The 14931-nt window shown below is 40.8% G+C and carries 13 protein-coding genes and 1 pseudogene; 11 read left to right on the plus strand and 3 right to left on the minus strand.

All coding sequences use genetic code 11. The annotated features are described in order from the left end of the window. Positions 1-51: 51 nt before the first annotated feature. Positions 52-1376 (plus strand): annotated as a pseudogene (locus tag BGM26_RS03210) (MFS transporter); the annotation flags it as partial. A gap of 128 nt (positions 1377-1504) precedes the next feature. Here the strand turns inward: BGM26_RS03210 and BGM26_RS03215 are convergent. The 3 genes from BGM26_RS03215 to BGM26_RS21335 form a co-directional block, all read right to left on the minus strand. After that, complete coding sequence (locus tag BGM26_RS03215; protein WP_254118954.1) at positions 1505-1966, minus strand: DinB family protein; 462 nt, start codon at positions 1964-1966, stop codon at positions 1505-1507. An 88-nt stretch (positions 1967-2054) separates the two neighbouring features. Further along, positions 2055-2264, minus strand: coding sequence for a hypothetical protein (locus tag BGM26_RS03220; RefSeq protein ID WP_217040794.1), 210 nt, complete (start codon positions 2262-2264; stop codon positions 2055-2057). Between the two features lie 227 nt (positions 2265-2491). Beyond that, positions 2492-2659, minus strand: a complete 168-nt coding sequence (locus tag BGM26_RS21335; protein ID WP_254118956.1) for a hypothetical protein — start codon at positions 2657-2659, stop codon at positions 2492-2494. 381 nt (positions 2660-3040) lie between these two features. On the opposite strand from BGM26_RS21335, the gene BGM26_RS03230 reads away from it, so the two are divergent. The 10 genes from BGM26_RS03230 (at position 3041) to BGM26_RS03275 (ending at position 14826) form a co-directional block, all read left to right on the plus strand. After that, the gene (locus BGM26_RS03230; protein ID WP_217038306.1) at positions 3041-3322 is read left to right on the plus strand and encodes a C40 family peptidase; all 282 of its coding nucleotides are present in this window, start codon (positions 3041-3043) and stop codon (positions 3320-3322) included. Between the two features lie 1345 nt (positions 3323-4667). Beyond that, positions 4668-5831: a thiolase family protein gene (locus BGM26_RS03235; protein ID WP_217038307.1), complete on the plus strand. Its 1164-nt coding sequence runs from the start codon at positions 4668-4670 to the stop codon at positions 5829-5831. 70 nt (positions 5832-5901) lie between these two features. Then, positions 5902-6660 carry a beta-ketoacyl-ACP reductase gene (locus BGM26_RS03240; protein WP_217038308.1) on the plus strand — a complete coding sequence of 253 codons (759 nt, stop codon included), beginning with the start codon at positions 5902-5904 and terminating at the stop codon, positions 6658-6660. Positions 6661-6717: 57 nt separating this feature from the next. After that, positions 6718-7884 carry an acyl-CoA dehydrogenase family protein gene (locus tag BGM26_RS03245; protein WP_217038309.1) on the plus strand — a complete coding sequence of 389 codons (1167 nt, stop codon included), beginning with the start codon at positions 6718-6720 and terminating at the stop codon, positions 7882-7884. Positions 7885-7926: 42 nt separating this feature from the next. After that, positions 7927-8352: a MaoC family dehydratase N-terminal domain-containing protein gene (locus BGM26_RS03250; protein WP_217038310.1), complete on the plus strand. Its 426-nt coding sequence runs from the start codon at positions 7927-7929 to the stop codon at positions 8350-8352. A gap of 14 nt (positions 8353-8366) precedes the next feature. Continuing rightward, entirely contained in the window at positions 8367-8783 is a 417-nt protein-coding gene (locus BGM26_RS03255; RefSeq protein ID WP_217038311.1) for a MaoC/PaaZ C-terminal domain-containing protein, read from the plus strand. 202 nt (positions 8784-8985) lie between these two features. Then, positions 8986-11058, plus strand: coding sequence for a (Fe-S)-binding protein (locus BGM26_RS03260; protein ID WP_217038312.1), 2073 nt, complete (start codon positions 8986-8988; stop codon positions 11056-11058). A gap of 186 nt (positions 11059-11244) precedes the next feature. Further along, entirely contained in the window at positions 11245-12012 is a 768-nt protein-coding gene (locus BGM26_RS03265) for an electron transfer flavoprotein subunit beta/FixA family protein (protein WP_217038313.1), read from the plus strand. A gap of 19 nt (positions 12013-12031) precedes the next feature. Beyond that, positions 12032-13000, plus strand: coding sequence for an electron transfer flavoprotein subunit alpha/FixB family protein (locus BGM26_RS03270; RefSeq protein ID WP_217038314.1), 969 nt, complete (start codon positions 12032-12034; stop codon positions 12998-13000). Between the two features lie 128 nt (positions 13001-13128). Continuing rightward, entirely contained in the window at positions 13129-14826 is a 1698-nt protein-coding gene (locus BGM26_RS03275; protein ID WP_217038315.1) for a thiamine pyrophosphate-binding protein, read from the plus strand. Positions 14827-14931: the final 105 nt, after the last annotated feature.

A 14931-nucleotide genomic window follows, 5' to 3' on the forward strand; every position in this document is an offset into this window, starting at 1 on the left:
GGATTATTAATCTAAATTGATGGAAAGATAAAAGAAATTATTGAATTTTTTATAAAAACAGTTCAAGCAGATTTAGGCGTTTCATTAGGGGTATTCAATGTTTCAATTAGTTTAACAGCCTTATTCTCAGGGATTTTCGTTGTGGCTGCAGGTGGAATAGCCGATAAGGTTGCGAAAGAAAATTACATATATCGGTTTAATATTAAGTATTAGTGGTTCCCTTTGCCTTATTTTGGCTCAAGGAGCTACACTGCTGATTATTGGTCGGATCATTCAAGGGTTTTCTGCTGCATGTATTATGCCAGCTACAATTGCTTTAGTGAAAGCTTATTTTGATGATGCAGATCGGCAACGCGCTTTAAGTTACTGGTCAATTGGATCTTGGGGTGGATCTGGAATTTGCTCTTTTGCAGGTGGGGCCATTGCAACATACATGGGTTGGAAATGGATTTTCGTCTTTTCGATCATTTTTGCTCTTCTGGCAATGCTGTTAATTAAAGATACACCAGAAAGTAAAGGGGAACAAACAGGTTCTTCAAAATTTGACTTCAGTGGTTTTGTGGTGTTCGTTGTCACTATGATTGCATTAAACGTAGTGATTACACGCGGTGCAGATTTTAGATGGACAAGCATCCTCACATTGTCTTTAATCGCGGTCACAATAATCGGGACAGTTGTTTTCCTTAAAATTGTTACAAATAAGTCAAACGGTTTTATTGATGTTGCGTTGTTTAAGAATAAACCTTATACAGGTGCTACGATTTCAAACTTTTTGCTAAATGCTGTAGGCGGAACACTTGTAGTTGCGAATACATATGTACAAATGGGCAGAGGGTATACTGCTTTCCAGTCTGGGATGTTATCCCTCGGATATTTAGTGTGTGTATTAGTGATGATTCGAGTTGGTGAGAAGTTTTTACAACGATCAGGTGCAAGAAAACCAATGATCATCGGCTCCTTAATTTCAGCGATTGGGATTAAGTTTATTGGCTTTAACTTTCTTGCCGGGCGTAATCTATACGATCGTCGCTTTCATTGGGTTTATGCTATTCGGGATTGGTTTAGGAATTTATGCAACTCCATCTACGGACACAGCTGTTGCTAATGCCCCTGCCGATAAAGTTGGTGTTGCTTCAGGAATTTACAAAATGGCAAGTTCACTTGGCGGTTCGTTCGGAGTCGCAATTTCTGCTACTGTTTATGGGGTCATTCTGACGGCTGGTAATATCGAATTGGCTGCCTCTATTGGACTCTTAACAAATGTACTGTTCAGTGTACTTGCGCTAATTGCAATCATTAGTACTGTTCCGGCAAGTGAAGGAATTCGTTTAGAAGATTCATCACTGAAAGGTTTATCGCATGTTAAAGGGCAGTAAAATCTTCATTGAGGAAATTTAATTATTTTTAAGGCTAATCATGATCATAAATATGTAAAAAACTTTAGATATGTAAGAAAAAACGGACAATCCAAGCGATGTCCGTTTTTTTTATTTACTAAAAGTTATTATCCTCTTCCAATAAACATCGGCAAATCGGTATGACCCATCCCCCGAACATACACAAACAAATTGCCTTTATGATGGATTTCATGATCCATTGCCATTTGGAATAACTGACGGCCGGTTAGCTCCATGCCAAATACTTTCGTTAAGTCAATCACTTGGTCTAATTCTTGATCAGTAAGGGAAGCGATTAGATCCTTTGACTTTTCTGTAAAATCCTCTCCTATATGATTAAGGTTTGAGTGTGTAGTTTCTAGTTTCTCAATAAAAGGAGAAGCATTTCCATCTTTAATTGTTTTTACAAATTTATGAAATGACGTATACATATGTGTAACTAGTTTCTGAGCAGTCATAGAAGTTTCAGTAGGCTTGTACTCGTAATTGGCTTCGTCAATTTTCTGAACGAGGTTATTTGTAACTGAACGATGCGATAAAAAATGATTTAACATATTAGATTGACTCAAGATTATTCCTCCTAATAAATTCGTTTCAAGAGTATCACCACGATCTTATCACAAAATATTCCCACTTGCATTTCGAATGAATTGAACTTTAGGTAGAAGTTCCTTTTATCCTCAATTTTCTTTTTAGCAGCTTCGCACAGTTACTTATTTTTCCTTTTAGTACCATTAGCAAACTCCTCACGTATTTTTCAACATTAGATTGACCAAATACGCTGCGGTTGACAAAGAAGTAAATTGTTTCCTCGATGATGGCTAATATAATAATAGGAATGATGATTAATAGAAACCAGATCCACATGAAACGACCCCTTTCTTTCAAGTAATTCCAAATTCATATTCTTATTTGGCTTTGATAAATCTTATTGTTGAAAATCAATACTTGAGGGGAGATTTTGCCTGTAGAGAACCTTTTTTGTGTTAGCAAAAACCGCTTCTCGGAAGGTAAATCGAATCCGTGTGTCTATCAACAAAATTGATTAACATTGCCTTATTTTTAATAGGTACGAAAGAATACAGTACGACCAATTATGCTGGAGGAATGGTATTTGTCAAAAGTAAAATGAAGAAAATAAGGCCTATAAGTAGAAATAATAGGGATGCAAAGTCTACGTAATTTGGACGTAATGTAAACTCTTCTCTTTTCGTCGCTAATCCTGTCATCGCGCTAGTTTGGCTGTCATTAAATTTCGTCATCGTCCCACCGCTGCTAGAAAACCAAATTGTCACTGTCGCAAACAAAACCACTGCAAAAAACATCAATTCAATAAAACGTATGGAAAAAGCGAGGCAAATAGAACAGTAAGCCCAGTTTCAATGGCCATAGTGGTTACGAAAATGATGATGCTCTTTTTCAAAATATTCCCTCCTCTAAAGATGCATATGAAAAGGTTTCGGAAAAATGGAAAATCAGTAAAAAAGATACTGTGGGGCCGTTATGATGATGTGAATTATGTAGAACATGTTATGCGCTATTACAATCGAGGAAATGGTGGTGTCGTGGGTGACGCTACACAGTCATTTAATGCGGAGGAAGTCCATTAACATTATGAAAAAGTTTCTTGGCAGACCGTATGTATGGGGGGAAAGACACCCACAGCAGGAGGGTTTGACTGTTCGGGATTACTGGAATATGCCTTTGCACAAGTCGGCATTGATATGTATGGGACAGCTCAATCTCAGTACAATAAAACAACATCTGTTCCAGAAGATAAAATTAAGCCAGGCGACTTAGTATTTTCCCGCATACAAGCCCGGAGCATCATTTATGTCGGAACGGTCAATTTAGTAATGCAATTAGCAGAGGCGGTACTTCTTATTCTTCCGTTGAAGAGTGGAAAAAACTATATACCATCTTAGGTTTTAGACGGATCTGAGGTAAACGTCATAGTGCCTAGCCAAAAGAAAAATTTATTAATGATTGGAGTTGTTGTTGCTGCTTTGGTAATTATGTACGTTTTCAGTTTGCGATTACAGTTGCAAGGAAGCCAGAGCCAATCAGGGAAACTATAAAGAACAGATTAAAAGTATTGAAAAGGTATTAGAGAATTCAGTAATACTCAGAAAGGGATTTATCATCTTCAATTACTTGAACTTGAAGGTGATAATTCGTACTTTGTTTTGTCTCTATCTTATAAAACTAAAATTGAAAATCAGGAAGAAAATGATCGTATTTCATACATCATAGAAAAGATTATTTCAAACCCTTTTTATGTTGGGCAATCCTGGTTCCGGCTTATCGGTAATGAAGGAAGAATAATACGCAAACTTTTTTGCTATTCATTCAGAGAATATACAGTATGAGATATTGCAATTGTTAAAGATATTCATTTTAAATTTTATCCATTAACGAACGACAGAGTCTTTCGTTAATGGATAAATCTCACGTGTATCTGTATATAAATTGGTGGAGATGCTCGAAAAAGTCCCAATAAGGTAAACTCTATTGATACAGCTTTAATAGCACTTTATCTAAAAAAGTTTTTAATGTGAATGTTGTTAATTGTCAAAATCCCGACGGTACCCCATTATAATCCCATTCATTTTTTAAATTAAAGTTAAGATCCTGTTCCAATGGGCTAACAATTGTCCGGGATCAGGATTATTTTTTTTGAAAAAGAAACATGCAACGATTTTTTGTGTTCCATATATATGTTTATTTGAACTACTAGAATATTAATGTCTATCTCAAAATTTAATTCAATATTGAATTTAATGTTTCAAAAATGAATCAATTAATTCAAGAAATCATAAATGAATAATTTAATTATGAATCTTTTGAAAGAAAACATGATGAATACTCCTTTTTATATCTGCTTTCCAACGAGATTGAATTTTGGCACTATTCTTGCAAGTTGTATAAGTGCAAGGAACATTGCTTTTATTATTTTTTGCCAATAAGACAAATAAGGTGGACATGATGTGTTCAGGCATAAGTTCAATGCAACTTGTGGAATGGGAAGGTAGAAAAAAAGATAACAAGTGAAGGAGTGAGAAATTTAAAAACGGACTTGTGAAAAACGTGATAAAAGGTCGGTAAGTGATGAAGGGTACTTAAACAGTTGAAAGTAACGAAACTGTATCTAAATGATTTGATTGAATCTAGTAGCAATTACTAAAATAACCAGACGTTAAAATAAATCTCTCTATGCCCTGGTTGAGTATTAAAAAGAATAGCAAAACAAAATGTGGAGGGAAAATGAAAATGAGTAGAGCAGTGATCGTCTCTGTGGCAAGAACCCCAATTACTAGAATGCGAGGAGGTTTTAAAGATCTCCATCCCTCCATTTATGGAGGGATTGTCATCAAAGAAGTGCTTCAAAGGGCCCAAGTCGAAGGTGAGGAAGTGGATGACGTCCTATTAGGAAACTGTAATGCGGGCGGAGGAAACATCGCGCGCTTGTCTCTACTAGAAGGTGGGCTGCCCATAACGGTACCGGGAGTTACGATTGACCGGCAATGTGGATCGGCAATTAATACTGTAGCGATAGCTGCCGACTCTATCAATGCCGGAAGTGGGCGGATTCTTGTGGCTGGGGGAACAGAAAGTTTAACAAGGGCTCCTTATCTATTGGAACCCCCAAGTCAATCCTTTGACCGAGTCCCACCTAAGTTTTTACTGAAACAGTTGGCACCAGATCACATCGGAAGTCCGACGATGGGTATTACCGCTGAAAACCTTGCGGAACACTATAACATCAGCCGGGAGGAACAGGATGCTTTTGCCTTGCGAAGCCAGCAAAACATGAAAAAAGCGGTGGAACAAGGATTTTATAAGAATCAAATCATCCCTGTACCCATTAAAGGAAGAAAAGGAGAAGTCATTTTACTTTCTGAGGATGAACACCCAAGACCGGAAACGACTTTGGAAGGGCTGGCTCCTCTTCGCCCGGCATTTAAGAAGGATGGTACAGTAACCGCGGGTAACGCATCTGGTGTTTGTGACGGAGCTTCAGCGCTGCTTATGATGTCAGAAGAGGAAGCGTTGAAAAGAGGGCTGGAACCGCTTGCAAGAGTAGCTGATTGGGCGATCGCGGGTGTGGATCCGAACATTATGGGGATAGGTCCTGTCCCAGCCATCAATAAATTATTAGGGAAAATGGGTTTGACTTTAGAAGATGTGGATTTAATTGAAATCAATGAAGCTTTTGCCAGTCAAGTACTCGCGTGCGATCGTGAACTAAACATGGATATGGAAAAGCTCAATGTGAATGGAGGAGCAATTGCCCATGGGCACCCAACTGGTGCGACCGGAGGGATGCTGGTGATGAAGCTTGCACATGAAATGAAGCGCCGGGGTGTTAAGCGTGGACTCGTATCGGCTTGTATCGGCGGTGGTCAAGGAATTGCTCTAATGCTTGAAAGGTAATGGAAGATGCAGTACGAAAAACATGCTTGTTTTTTAATGTACCTATAAATGTCGTAGAGGAGGTCATCTAATGAGTCGTTTACAAGATAGGATTGCGATTGTCACCGGTGCAGGGCAGGGGATTGGTGCGGAAACAGCGAAGCGATTAGCACAAGACGGGGCAAAGGTGGCAGTATTTGATCTGAATGAAGAGGTTGGTCGTGAAACAGTTCAAGCTATTCAATCCAACGGTGGAGAAGCGATTGCGATCGGTTGTAACGTTTCTGACGTTGAGCAAGTAAATGCTGCTGTTGAAAAGGTTGCTTCTCACTTTGGACGGATTGATATTTTGGTGAATAACGCTGGAGTGACCCGTGATAACCTTCTTTTCAAAATGTCAGTGGAAGACTGGGATACGGTGATGAATGTGCATCTAAAGGGCAGCTTTTTATGTGCGAAAGCGGTGCAGAAATTTATGGTTGAAGAACGCTATGGAAAGATCATCAACATTAGTAGCGCATCGGCTCTGGGAAACCGTGGACAAGCCAATTATTCAGCCGCCAAGGCCGGATTACAGGGGTTTACTCGAACCCTAGCGATGGAATTGGGTCCTTTTAACATTAATGTAAATTCTGTTGGTCCTGGGTATGTCGTAACGGACATGACAAAGGCAACATCAGAACGAGTAGGCTTGGATTTTGAGGAACAGCAAAAATTAATTGCAGAGAGAAATCCGCTTAGAAGAGTCGGGAAACCTGAAGATATTGCCAACGTAATCGCCTTTCTAGCCAGTGAAGACTCAAGTTACGTGAATGGACAAATTATCTACGTCAACGGAGGAGCCCGCTAGGTCTATTCATCATAGTGGTCAATCAAAATAATTTACAGAAAAGGGAGATGGAGAAACATGGAGTTTTTATTGACAGAAGAACAGAAAATGGTGCAAAAAACAATTCGGGATTTCGTGCAGAAGGAATTAATTCCGTTAGAGCCCGAGGTGTTGCGAAATGAGCGAGAAGGGCGTCCGGGAATTTCACCAGAAAAGCTCCACGAACTTCAGATGAAAGCGAAAGAAATTGGTTTTTGGGGAATTGAAACCCCGGAGGAGTATGGGGGAGCAAACCTTGGGGCTGTAATGAGCGCAATTATTGCAATCGAAATCGCTAAAACTTTCATTCCATTTCGACTAGGCGGTGCGGCAGATAATATTCTCTATCTCTGTAATGAAGAACAGAAGAAAAAATACTTGATCCCAACGATTAACGGAGAACGTCGCTCTTGCTTTGCTATTACCGAACCAGGAGCCGGATCTGATGCTAGGAGCATCCGCATGTCGGCAGTGAAGGATGGGAATGACTGGGTTTTGAACGGGGAAAAGACTTTTATCACACAAGGGCATGAAGCGGATTTTACCATCGTGTTCGCAGTTACGGATAAGGAAAAAGGTGCAAACGGCGGGGTTACTTGTTTCCTTGTAGATCGGGATATGGGGTGGCGTTCCGAGTATATTCATACAATGGGAGAATGGGGACCGGCCTCTCTCGTCTTTGAAAATGTGCGGGTTCCGGAAGAGAATATTTTGGGTGAATTAGGTAATGGTTTTGAGCTTGCCATGAGATGGATCGGCAAAGGCCGATGGATGATTCCCTCCAGAGCGATTGGATCTGCAGAAAGATTGCTGCAGATGGGCGTAGATTATTCCAAAATGCGTATGTCTTTTGGCAAACCAATATCTGAATATCAAGCGATTCAGTGGAAGCTTGCGGACTCCGCGGTAGAAATCGAGGCGACGAAATGGCTCGTTTTACGTGCGGCGTGGATGGTAGAAAACGATATTGATGCGCGTCATCAGTCAGCAATTGCCAAGCTATACGGCTCTAATATGGCCAACAATGTGGTGGACCGGGTACTGCAAATTCATGGCGGAATGGGTTATACGAAAGAGTTGCCGATAGAACGATGGTATCGCGAATTAAGATTGCTTCGTATTTTTGAAGGTACTGACGAAATCCTGCGCCGCACAATTGCTCGCAATCTGATCAAAGGACATGTGAAGATTGGAGAACTCGCTTAATAGTGAAGACATGCTTAGCCCGTTATGAAAGGAGGAAAAGAGTTGCTAATAGATCCTAGTTTTATCGGAAGTACAAGTGAATCGAAAATCTTCGAGATCGAAAAAGGAGCCATTCGCAGTTTTGCTGTAGCCATTGGCGATGATAATCCCTTGTACACAGATGAGGCGTTTGCTAAGGAATGCGGGTATCGAAGTATCGTTGCTCCTCCTACATTTCCAACTACGATCCGGGTGATGAACCCGAAAGTCAATTTTGAACCAAGCCGAGTTTTGCACGGAGAGCAGGAATATCTTTATGAACGGCCAATTGTAGCAGGAGATATCTTACGCTGTGTCAGCTCTGTTACTGAAGTCTATGAAAGAGAAGGAAAGATTGGCAAGATGACGTTTCTTGTGCAGGAAACCCGCGGCGAAGATTTTGAAGGTAACTTGGTGTATCGCGGAAAAAACACGCTGATTGTGCGCTGAATGGAGTGAAGTAAATGAATGGAATTGACTGGACTCGGGCAGAAATCGGGCAAGAGTTAGAGCCTCTCGTCAAGCCGGCAATTGATAAAGTCCAATTAGTGAAATACGCCGGAGCGTCTGGAGATTTTAATTTGATTCATACCGATGTTGAAACAGCAAAACAAGTTGGTTTACCAGGCACCATTGCACACGGAATGCTTAGCATGGGTTTTCTAGGTCAGCTATGCAGTCAATTGGTCGGAACAAACGGTTTTGTCAAGCATTTGATGGTTCGGTTTGCAGGCATGGTTTTTCTTGAGGACGTTCTGACCTGTCGGGCCAAGGTTACGAACAAGAATGAGGAAGAGCGTACATTGGATTTGGAAATTCTCGTAGAGCGCGAGCCCGGCAAGACCTTGACAACAGGTAAGGCAACGTTGAAGTTCTACTAAATATGGAAGGGCAAAATGCAGCCAAGTCCTTGTGAGAACGGCTGCATTTTGCTATACGATGGAATCTACTTAAGCTATATTCCATTTTTATCAGGTTAAATAAAAGAACTATTTTTAATTATGATGGATTTTTAGAATTATTTTTTGCATTTAGATTTGATAGGAGAAATGGAAAAATATTGTAAAGAAAGGATGAATATTTTTGCTGGTATTCCTTAATTTTATTGCCTTTCTGGCAGTAACAGGTTATGCGATTTATCTGGTTGCGAATCTTGTCTATAGCCGTGTAACCTTCATCAAGTTAGGGAAGAAATCTAATTTGGGAAAAGATACCCAACAGCGCATCAAAGAAGTTTTAATCAATGTATTCGGCCAGAAAAAATTGTTTAAAGACAAGAAAAGCGGTTATATGCATTTGGTATTGTTTTATGGCTTTTTCATCATACAAATAGGCCTCATAGAAATCATAATCAAGGGATTTATTATTGGTTATGAATTTCCATTCGGAGTAGCGCACAAATATTTCAGTCTCATGCAGGAGTGGACGACCTTCCTTATGCTGTGCGCAGTTGTATACGCTTTTTACCGCCGTTATATTGAGAAGCTGAAGCGGTTGCAATTCAAGCGAGATGCCAAAGCCGCCTTTGTCTATATTGGACTGACCACGCTGACCGTGTCCATCCTGCTTACGCTGGGCTTCGAAACGATCATGCTCGGGCACAAACCTAACTCCGTCCATGCTCCCTTCTCTGGAGTGATTGCGACAGTGTTCTCCGGCATCGGAACGGCGGCTGGAACCGTGTGTTTCTATGTATTTTGGTGGGTACACCTACTGAGCGTTTTATCATTTATGGTGTTCGTACCGCAGTCGAAGCAAGCACATGAGCTATTCGCTTTGTTCAACGTCTTTTTCAAGAAGGTAGGACCTGTTGGAAAGTTGAGAAAAATTGATTTTGAGGATGAAGAAATCGAGGAATACGGCGTCGGGAAAATAGAGAATTTTACCCAGCTGCAGCTGATCGATCTGTACGCATGTGCAGAATGCGGAAGATGCACGAATATGTGTCCTGCTTCAGAAACTGGGAAGACGTTATCTCCGATGAATCTTATCATTAAAATGAGGGATCATTTGACAGAAAAAGGAGCGGCTGTTACCTCGCGTAACCCATGGATGCCCGGTTATGTTTTTGGATCTTCTGCATTATCTCCTGCATTAACAGCTGGATCATCAGCGCAGGAAACAGCGGCAACAGTTGAAATGCCTAAATTAATTGGCGATGTAATCACCGAAGAGGAGATCTGGGCTTGTACGACATGCCGCAACTGTGAGGATCAATGTCCCGTTGCCAATGAACATGTAGATAAGATTATAGATATGCGTCGATACTTAGTGTTAACTGAAGGTAACATGCCGCACGAAGCAACTCGCTATTTCCAAAATATCGAACGACAAAGCAATCCCTGGGGCCTTAACAGGAAGGAACGCATTAAATGGCGCGAAGGCAGAGAAGACATTGTGGTGCCTACCGTTGATGAAGTGAAAGATTTTGAGTTTCTGTTTTTTGTAGGTTCCATGGGATCCTTTGACAATCGGAGCCAGAAAATTGCTCAATCGTTTGCCAAAATCATGAACGCAGCGGGTGTGAAGTTTGCAATCCTCGGCAACGAAGAACGGAATTCCGGCGACACGGCCAGGCGCATGGGCAATGAATTTTTATTCCAGCAGTTATGCCAAGAAAATATTGCCAACTTCCAGGCTTATCATGTCAAAAAAATTGTGACGATCTGCCCGCATACGTATAACACATTCAAACATGAATACCCCGAATTCGGCTTGGAAGCGGAAGTGTATCATCATACTGAATTGATTTGGAAGTGGATTCAGGAAGGTCGGATCAAGCCAACGAAGCAAGTAAAAGAATCGGTCGCTTATCACGATTCCTGCTATATAGGCAGATATAACGATATTTATGATATTCCTCGTAAAATTATAGAGTCGATTCCAGGTGTGAATGTATTGGAAATGGAGCGTAATAAGCAAGATGCCATGTGCTGCGGAGCAGGAGGAGGCATGATGTGGATGGAGGAGACGCAAGGAAAACGCGTTAATATCGAGCGTACAGAACAGGCTCTTCGTTTGAACCCGACAGCGATTGGAAGCAATTGCCCATATTGCTTAACGATGATGAGTGATGGAACGAAGGCTAAAGAAGTCGAAGATCGAGTCAAAACCATGGACATTGCTGAAATCGTAGAAAAATCCCTGGTATGTTAATAACAACATTTGAGAGAGAGAGTCGATGATACAAAATGAATCATTTAATTCAAAAATAAGCGATTTTGATTAATGAGATAAACTTTAAAACTGGTTTTCGAGTGGTTTACAGCATTCTATTTTGGCATAAAAATTGCTTTATACATTTAGTGTAAGAAGTATTCTGTTAGGAAAGGGAGTAAGAGGATGAAAATACTAGTGTTGTTAAAGCAGACGTTTGATACCGAAGAGAAAATTTCTCTCCAAAATGGCAAGGTTAGCGAACAAGGGGTTGAATTCATTATCAATCCGTATGATGAGTATGCTGTGGAAGAAGCGATGAAATTAAAAGAGAAATTAGGGGCAGAAGTAACAGTACTTACTGTGGGGCCGTCACGAACGGAAAGTGCGCTTCGAACTGCTCTTGCAATGGGTGCGGATAAGGCTATACAGATTGAACAGGATGGTTCAGAAGCGGATGAATATGTTATATCGAATATGATTGCTGCGGCTATCAAGAACCAGGCCTTTGATCTCATTCTTGGTGGTAATACAGCAGTGGATTCAGGGGCAGGCCAAATCGCCATCCGAGTAGCGGAAATTCTAGGAATTCCCCATGTTGCAACCATTACTAAATTATCTTTTAACGGAAGAAAAGCTACTGTTGAGAGAGATGTAGAAGGAGATTTGGAGACGATTGAAGTAGAACTTCCATTTTTGGCGACTGCCCAACAAGGGTTGAATGAACCACGATATCCCTCCCTTCCAGGGATTATGAAGGCAAAAAAAAAGCAGATCGAGCGTCTTATTCCGGATGAACTGGGGATCTCAAAAGAGGAGCTATGTGCCCGGACAGAGGTCCTTGACCAATATTTGCCCTCGAAGAAGCAAGCAGGTCAAATTCTAACAGGAGAAATGTCTAACCAGGTTAGTGAATTGTTTCAACTGCTCCGCACAAATGCAAAAGTTATTTAATGGGAGAGGATTGAGAAAGATGAGTAAAGTACTTGTAGTTGCTGAGGTAAAAGACGGAAAATTAAGAAATGTATCCTTTGAAGCATTAACATTAGCTCGATCTTTAGGGGCAAACGGGGAAGTAAGTACAGTCCTTTTTGGCCCAGGAGCAGCCGCCTTTCTGGAAGACATCAGCAAATACGGAGCCGACCGGCTGTATGTGACTGATGAGCAAGCTTTATCTACTTATACAACGGATGCTTATGCCGAAGCATTGGCTGGATTGATTGAAGAAGTACAGGCAGATATCATTCTCATGGGTCATACGGCCATTGGAAAAGATCTAGCACCGCGGATTGCCGCACGATTGGGAATCGGATTGATTTCCGATTGTACGGGAGTAGAAACAAAGGACGGCAAGATTGTGTTTGCCCGTCCGATTTATGCGGGCAAGGCATTCGAGAAGAAAACATTCCGTGAAGGAAAGAAATTTGCCACTCTTCGTCCAAATAACTTTGAGACGTCAGAGAAGCATGTCCAGACTGAGTTGGTTTTCTTCAAACCAAAAGTAAAAGATTTCCGAACAATTGTGAAGGAAATCGTGAGAAAAACTTCAGGTGAGGTAGATCTAAGTGAGGCTAAAATCGTTGTTTCCGGCGGCAGGGGAGTAAAGAGTATGGAAGGATTTAAGCCGCTTAGAGAATTAGCAGAGGTCCTGGGAGGAGCAGTTGGAGCCTCACGCGGAGCTTGCGACGCTGAGTATTGTGATTATTCTTTGCAAATTGGACAAACAGGAAAAGTCGTCACTCCTGATCTCTATATCGCATGCGGAATTTCAGGTGCCATCCAGCACTTGGCTGGTATGTCTAATTCGAAAATTATTGTTGCAATTAATAAAGATCCGGAAGCACCCATTTTTCAAGTAGCCGATTACGGGATTGTCGGAGATTTATTTGAGGTTGTTCCTATGTTGACGGAAGAAATCAGAAAGGCATTGGTAACCAGTTAAATAGATAAGGCATCATTTCCCATTATGTAAAGTGAAATATCGCTTTTTTCATAAAGCGACGATAAGATTCATAAGGCTAATGTCAAAATTTAATTTCTGAGAAACTAAATGTGTGGGAGGATATAAAAATGTCAAAATTTACACAAAAGGAATTTACAACAGCTGATGCCATTGTACAAGAGCTCGTTTCTGCAGGTGTTGAAGTCGCTTTTGGAATTGTAAGTATTCACAACTTGCCAATCTATCAAGCTATTCATCGGGATGGAAACATTCATTTGATCACTGCACGCGGGGAAAGTGGTGCGGTGAATATGGCTGATGGATATGCACGGGCAACCGGCAAATTGGGAGTTGTGATAACAAGTACCGGATCTGGAGCAGGAAATGCCGCAGGTTCATTAGTTGAGGCGTGGAATGCAGGTATTCCACTTCTCCACATAACAGGTGAAATAGAGAGCCCGTATATAAATGTAAGACGACAATATATTCATGAAGCGAAAGATCAACTAACGATGATGGAAGGTGCATGTAAACATGCATATCGTCTCCGTAAACCTGAACAGGCGGTTCCAATGATTCGTAAGTCAATCCATGAAGCCTTTGAAGCTCCTACTGGACCAGTTACTTTGGAGATTCCAATTGATTTCCAATCAGCGATCATTCCAAAAAGTAATATTATAGAAAACAACAAAGGTGTTACTACTCAATTAATTGAAACAGACTTTGTTTTACCTGACGAGATTGTTGCAAAAGTCTATGAAGCGCGTCGTCCTGTTCTATGGGCAGGAGGCGGGGTTATTAAATCCGAAGCGGCAAATGAAATAAAAGAATTGGCAGAATTAATCGGAGCACCAGTCATTACAAGCCAAGCGGGAAAAGGCTCAATTCCTGAAAATCATCCATTATGTATAGGTTATTTTTCTTCTACTCAAGATGTTCGGAATTTTGTGCAAAAGTCAGATTTACTGATTAGTGTTGGTACCCAATTCCGAAGCACAGAGACAGCCCTTTGGGATAGCTTTCTTCCTGAAGACCATATTAGCATTAATACTGATATAAATGCTTTTAACCTCAATTACCCAATTACTCACGGTATTGTAAGTGACGCAAAGCAACTATTAAGAAAATTAATTAAAAGTATATCTAAAAGAGATATTTCAACAAACAACGAGTATTTGGAGGAAGTTAGACGCGTTCGTGATAACGCACGGTGCTCGTTACTTGAAACGCTTGGGCCTTATAAGCACTTTGCAGAAGGTATACGAGAGATCTTACCTAATGACGCCGTCTTTGTTCGTGATGTAACTGTTCCTGCTAACTTATGGGGAAGTCGCGTAATTGATACTTATGAACCAAGAACATCTATTCATGCTGCTGGTGGGGGAATAGGACAAGGACTTCCGATGGCAATCGGTGCACAGGCAGGTTGTAAAGATCGTACTGTTGTCTTGATGGTAGGAGATGGCGGATTTATGGTCAATGTTGGCGAAATGGCAACAGCTATCCAAGAAAATTTACCGATCGTTATTATTTTGTTTGACGACTCAGGGTATGGCGTATTACGTGGCATCCAAGATGTGGTATACGGAGAGCAATTCGCAGTAGATCTATTAAGTCCTGATTTTGTTAAGTTAGGCGAATCAATTGGTTTTGAATCAGCACGGGTTGGTTCACCTAAAGAATTTTTAACAGAATTTGAAAGAGCGGTTACCAGAGGAAAAGCCTCTTTAATTGTTGTAGATATGAAATGTGTTGGTCCAATCGCAAAAAAGAATGCAGTCACACCTGCAGTAGTACCAGATTATCGACCTAAAGCATTCAACTGAATAGCTAATATAGTCAGAAACTCTTTGGACACAGATAATCCTTTATTATAGCATTCCAAGTCTTTTATTTGTCTTAGTACATTTGAATCATTCCAACAACAAGGG

It is taken from the genome of Bacillus sp. FJAT-29790 (assembly GCF_019039215.1).
Taxonomy (GTDB): Bacteria; Bacillota; Bacilli; order Bacillales; family Cytobacillaceae; genus Cytobacillus.

Excerpts from the sequence above, each read along its gene's own strand:
- BGM26_RS03220 (WP_217040794.1), bottom strand. The coding sequence starts at position 2,264 with ATGTGGATCTGGTTTCTATTAATCATCATTCCTATTATTATATTAGCC.
- BGM26_RS21335 (WP_254118956.1), bottom strand. The coding sequence starts at position 2,659 with ATGACGAAATTTAATGACAGCCAAACTAGCGCGATGACAGGATTAGCG.
- BGM26_RS03230 (WP_217038306.1), top strand. The coding sequence starts at position 3,041 with ATGGGGGGAAAGACACCCACAGCAGGAGGGTTTGACTGTTCGGGATTA.
- BGM26_RS03235 (WP_217038307.1), top strand. The coding sequence starts at position 4,668 with ATGAGTAGAGCAGTGATCGTCTCTGTGGCAAGAACCCCAATTACTAGA.
- BGM26_RS03240 (WP_217038308.1), top strand. The coding sequence starts at position 5,902 with ATGAGTCGTTTACAAGATAGGATTGCGATTGTCACCGGTGCAGGGCAG.
- BGM26_RS03245 (WP_217038309.1), top strand. The coding sequence starts at position 6,718 with ATGGAGTTTTTATTGACAGAAGAACAGAAAATGGTGCAAAAAACAATT.
- BGM26_RS03255 (WP_217038311.1), top strand. The coding sequence starts at position 8,367 with ATGAATGGAATTGACTGGACTCGGGCAGAAATCGGGCAAGAGTTAGAG.
- BGM26_RS03265 (WP_217038313.1), top strand. The coding sequence starts at position 11,245 with ATGAAAATACTAGTGTTGTTAAAGCAGACGTTTGATACCGAAGAGAAA.
- BGM26_RS03270 (WP_217038314.1), top strand. The coding sequence starts at position 12,032 with ATGAGTAAAGTACTTGTAGTTGCTGAGGTAAAAGACGGAAAATTAAGA.
- BGM26_RS03275 (WP_217038315.1), top strand. The coding sequence starts at position 13,129 with ATGTCAAAATTTACACAAAAGGAATTTACAACAGCTGATGCCATTGTA.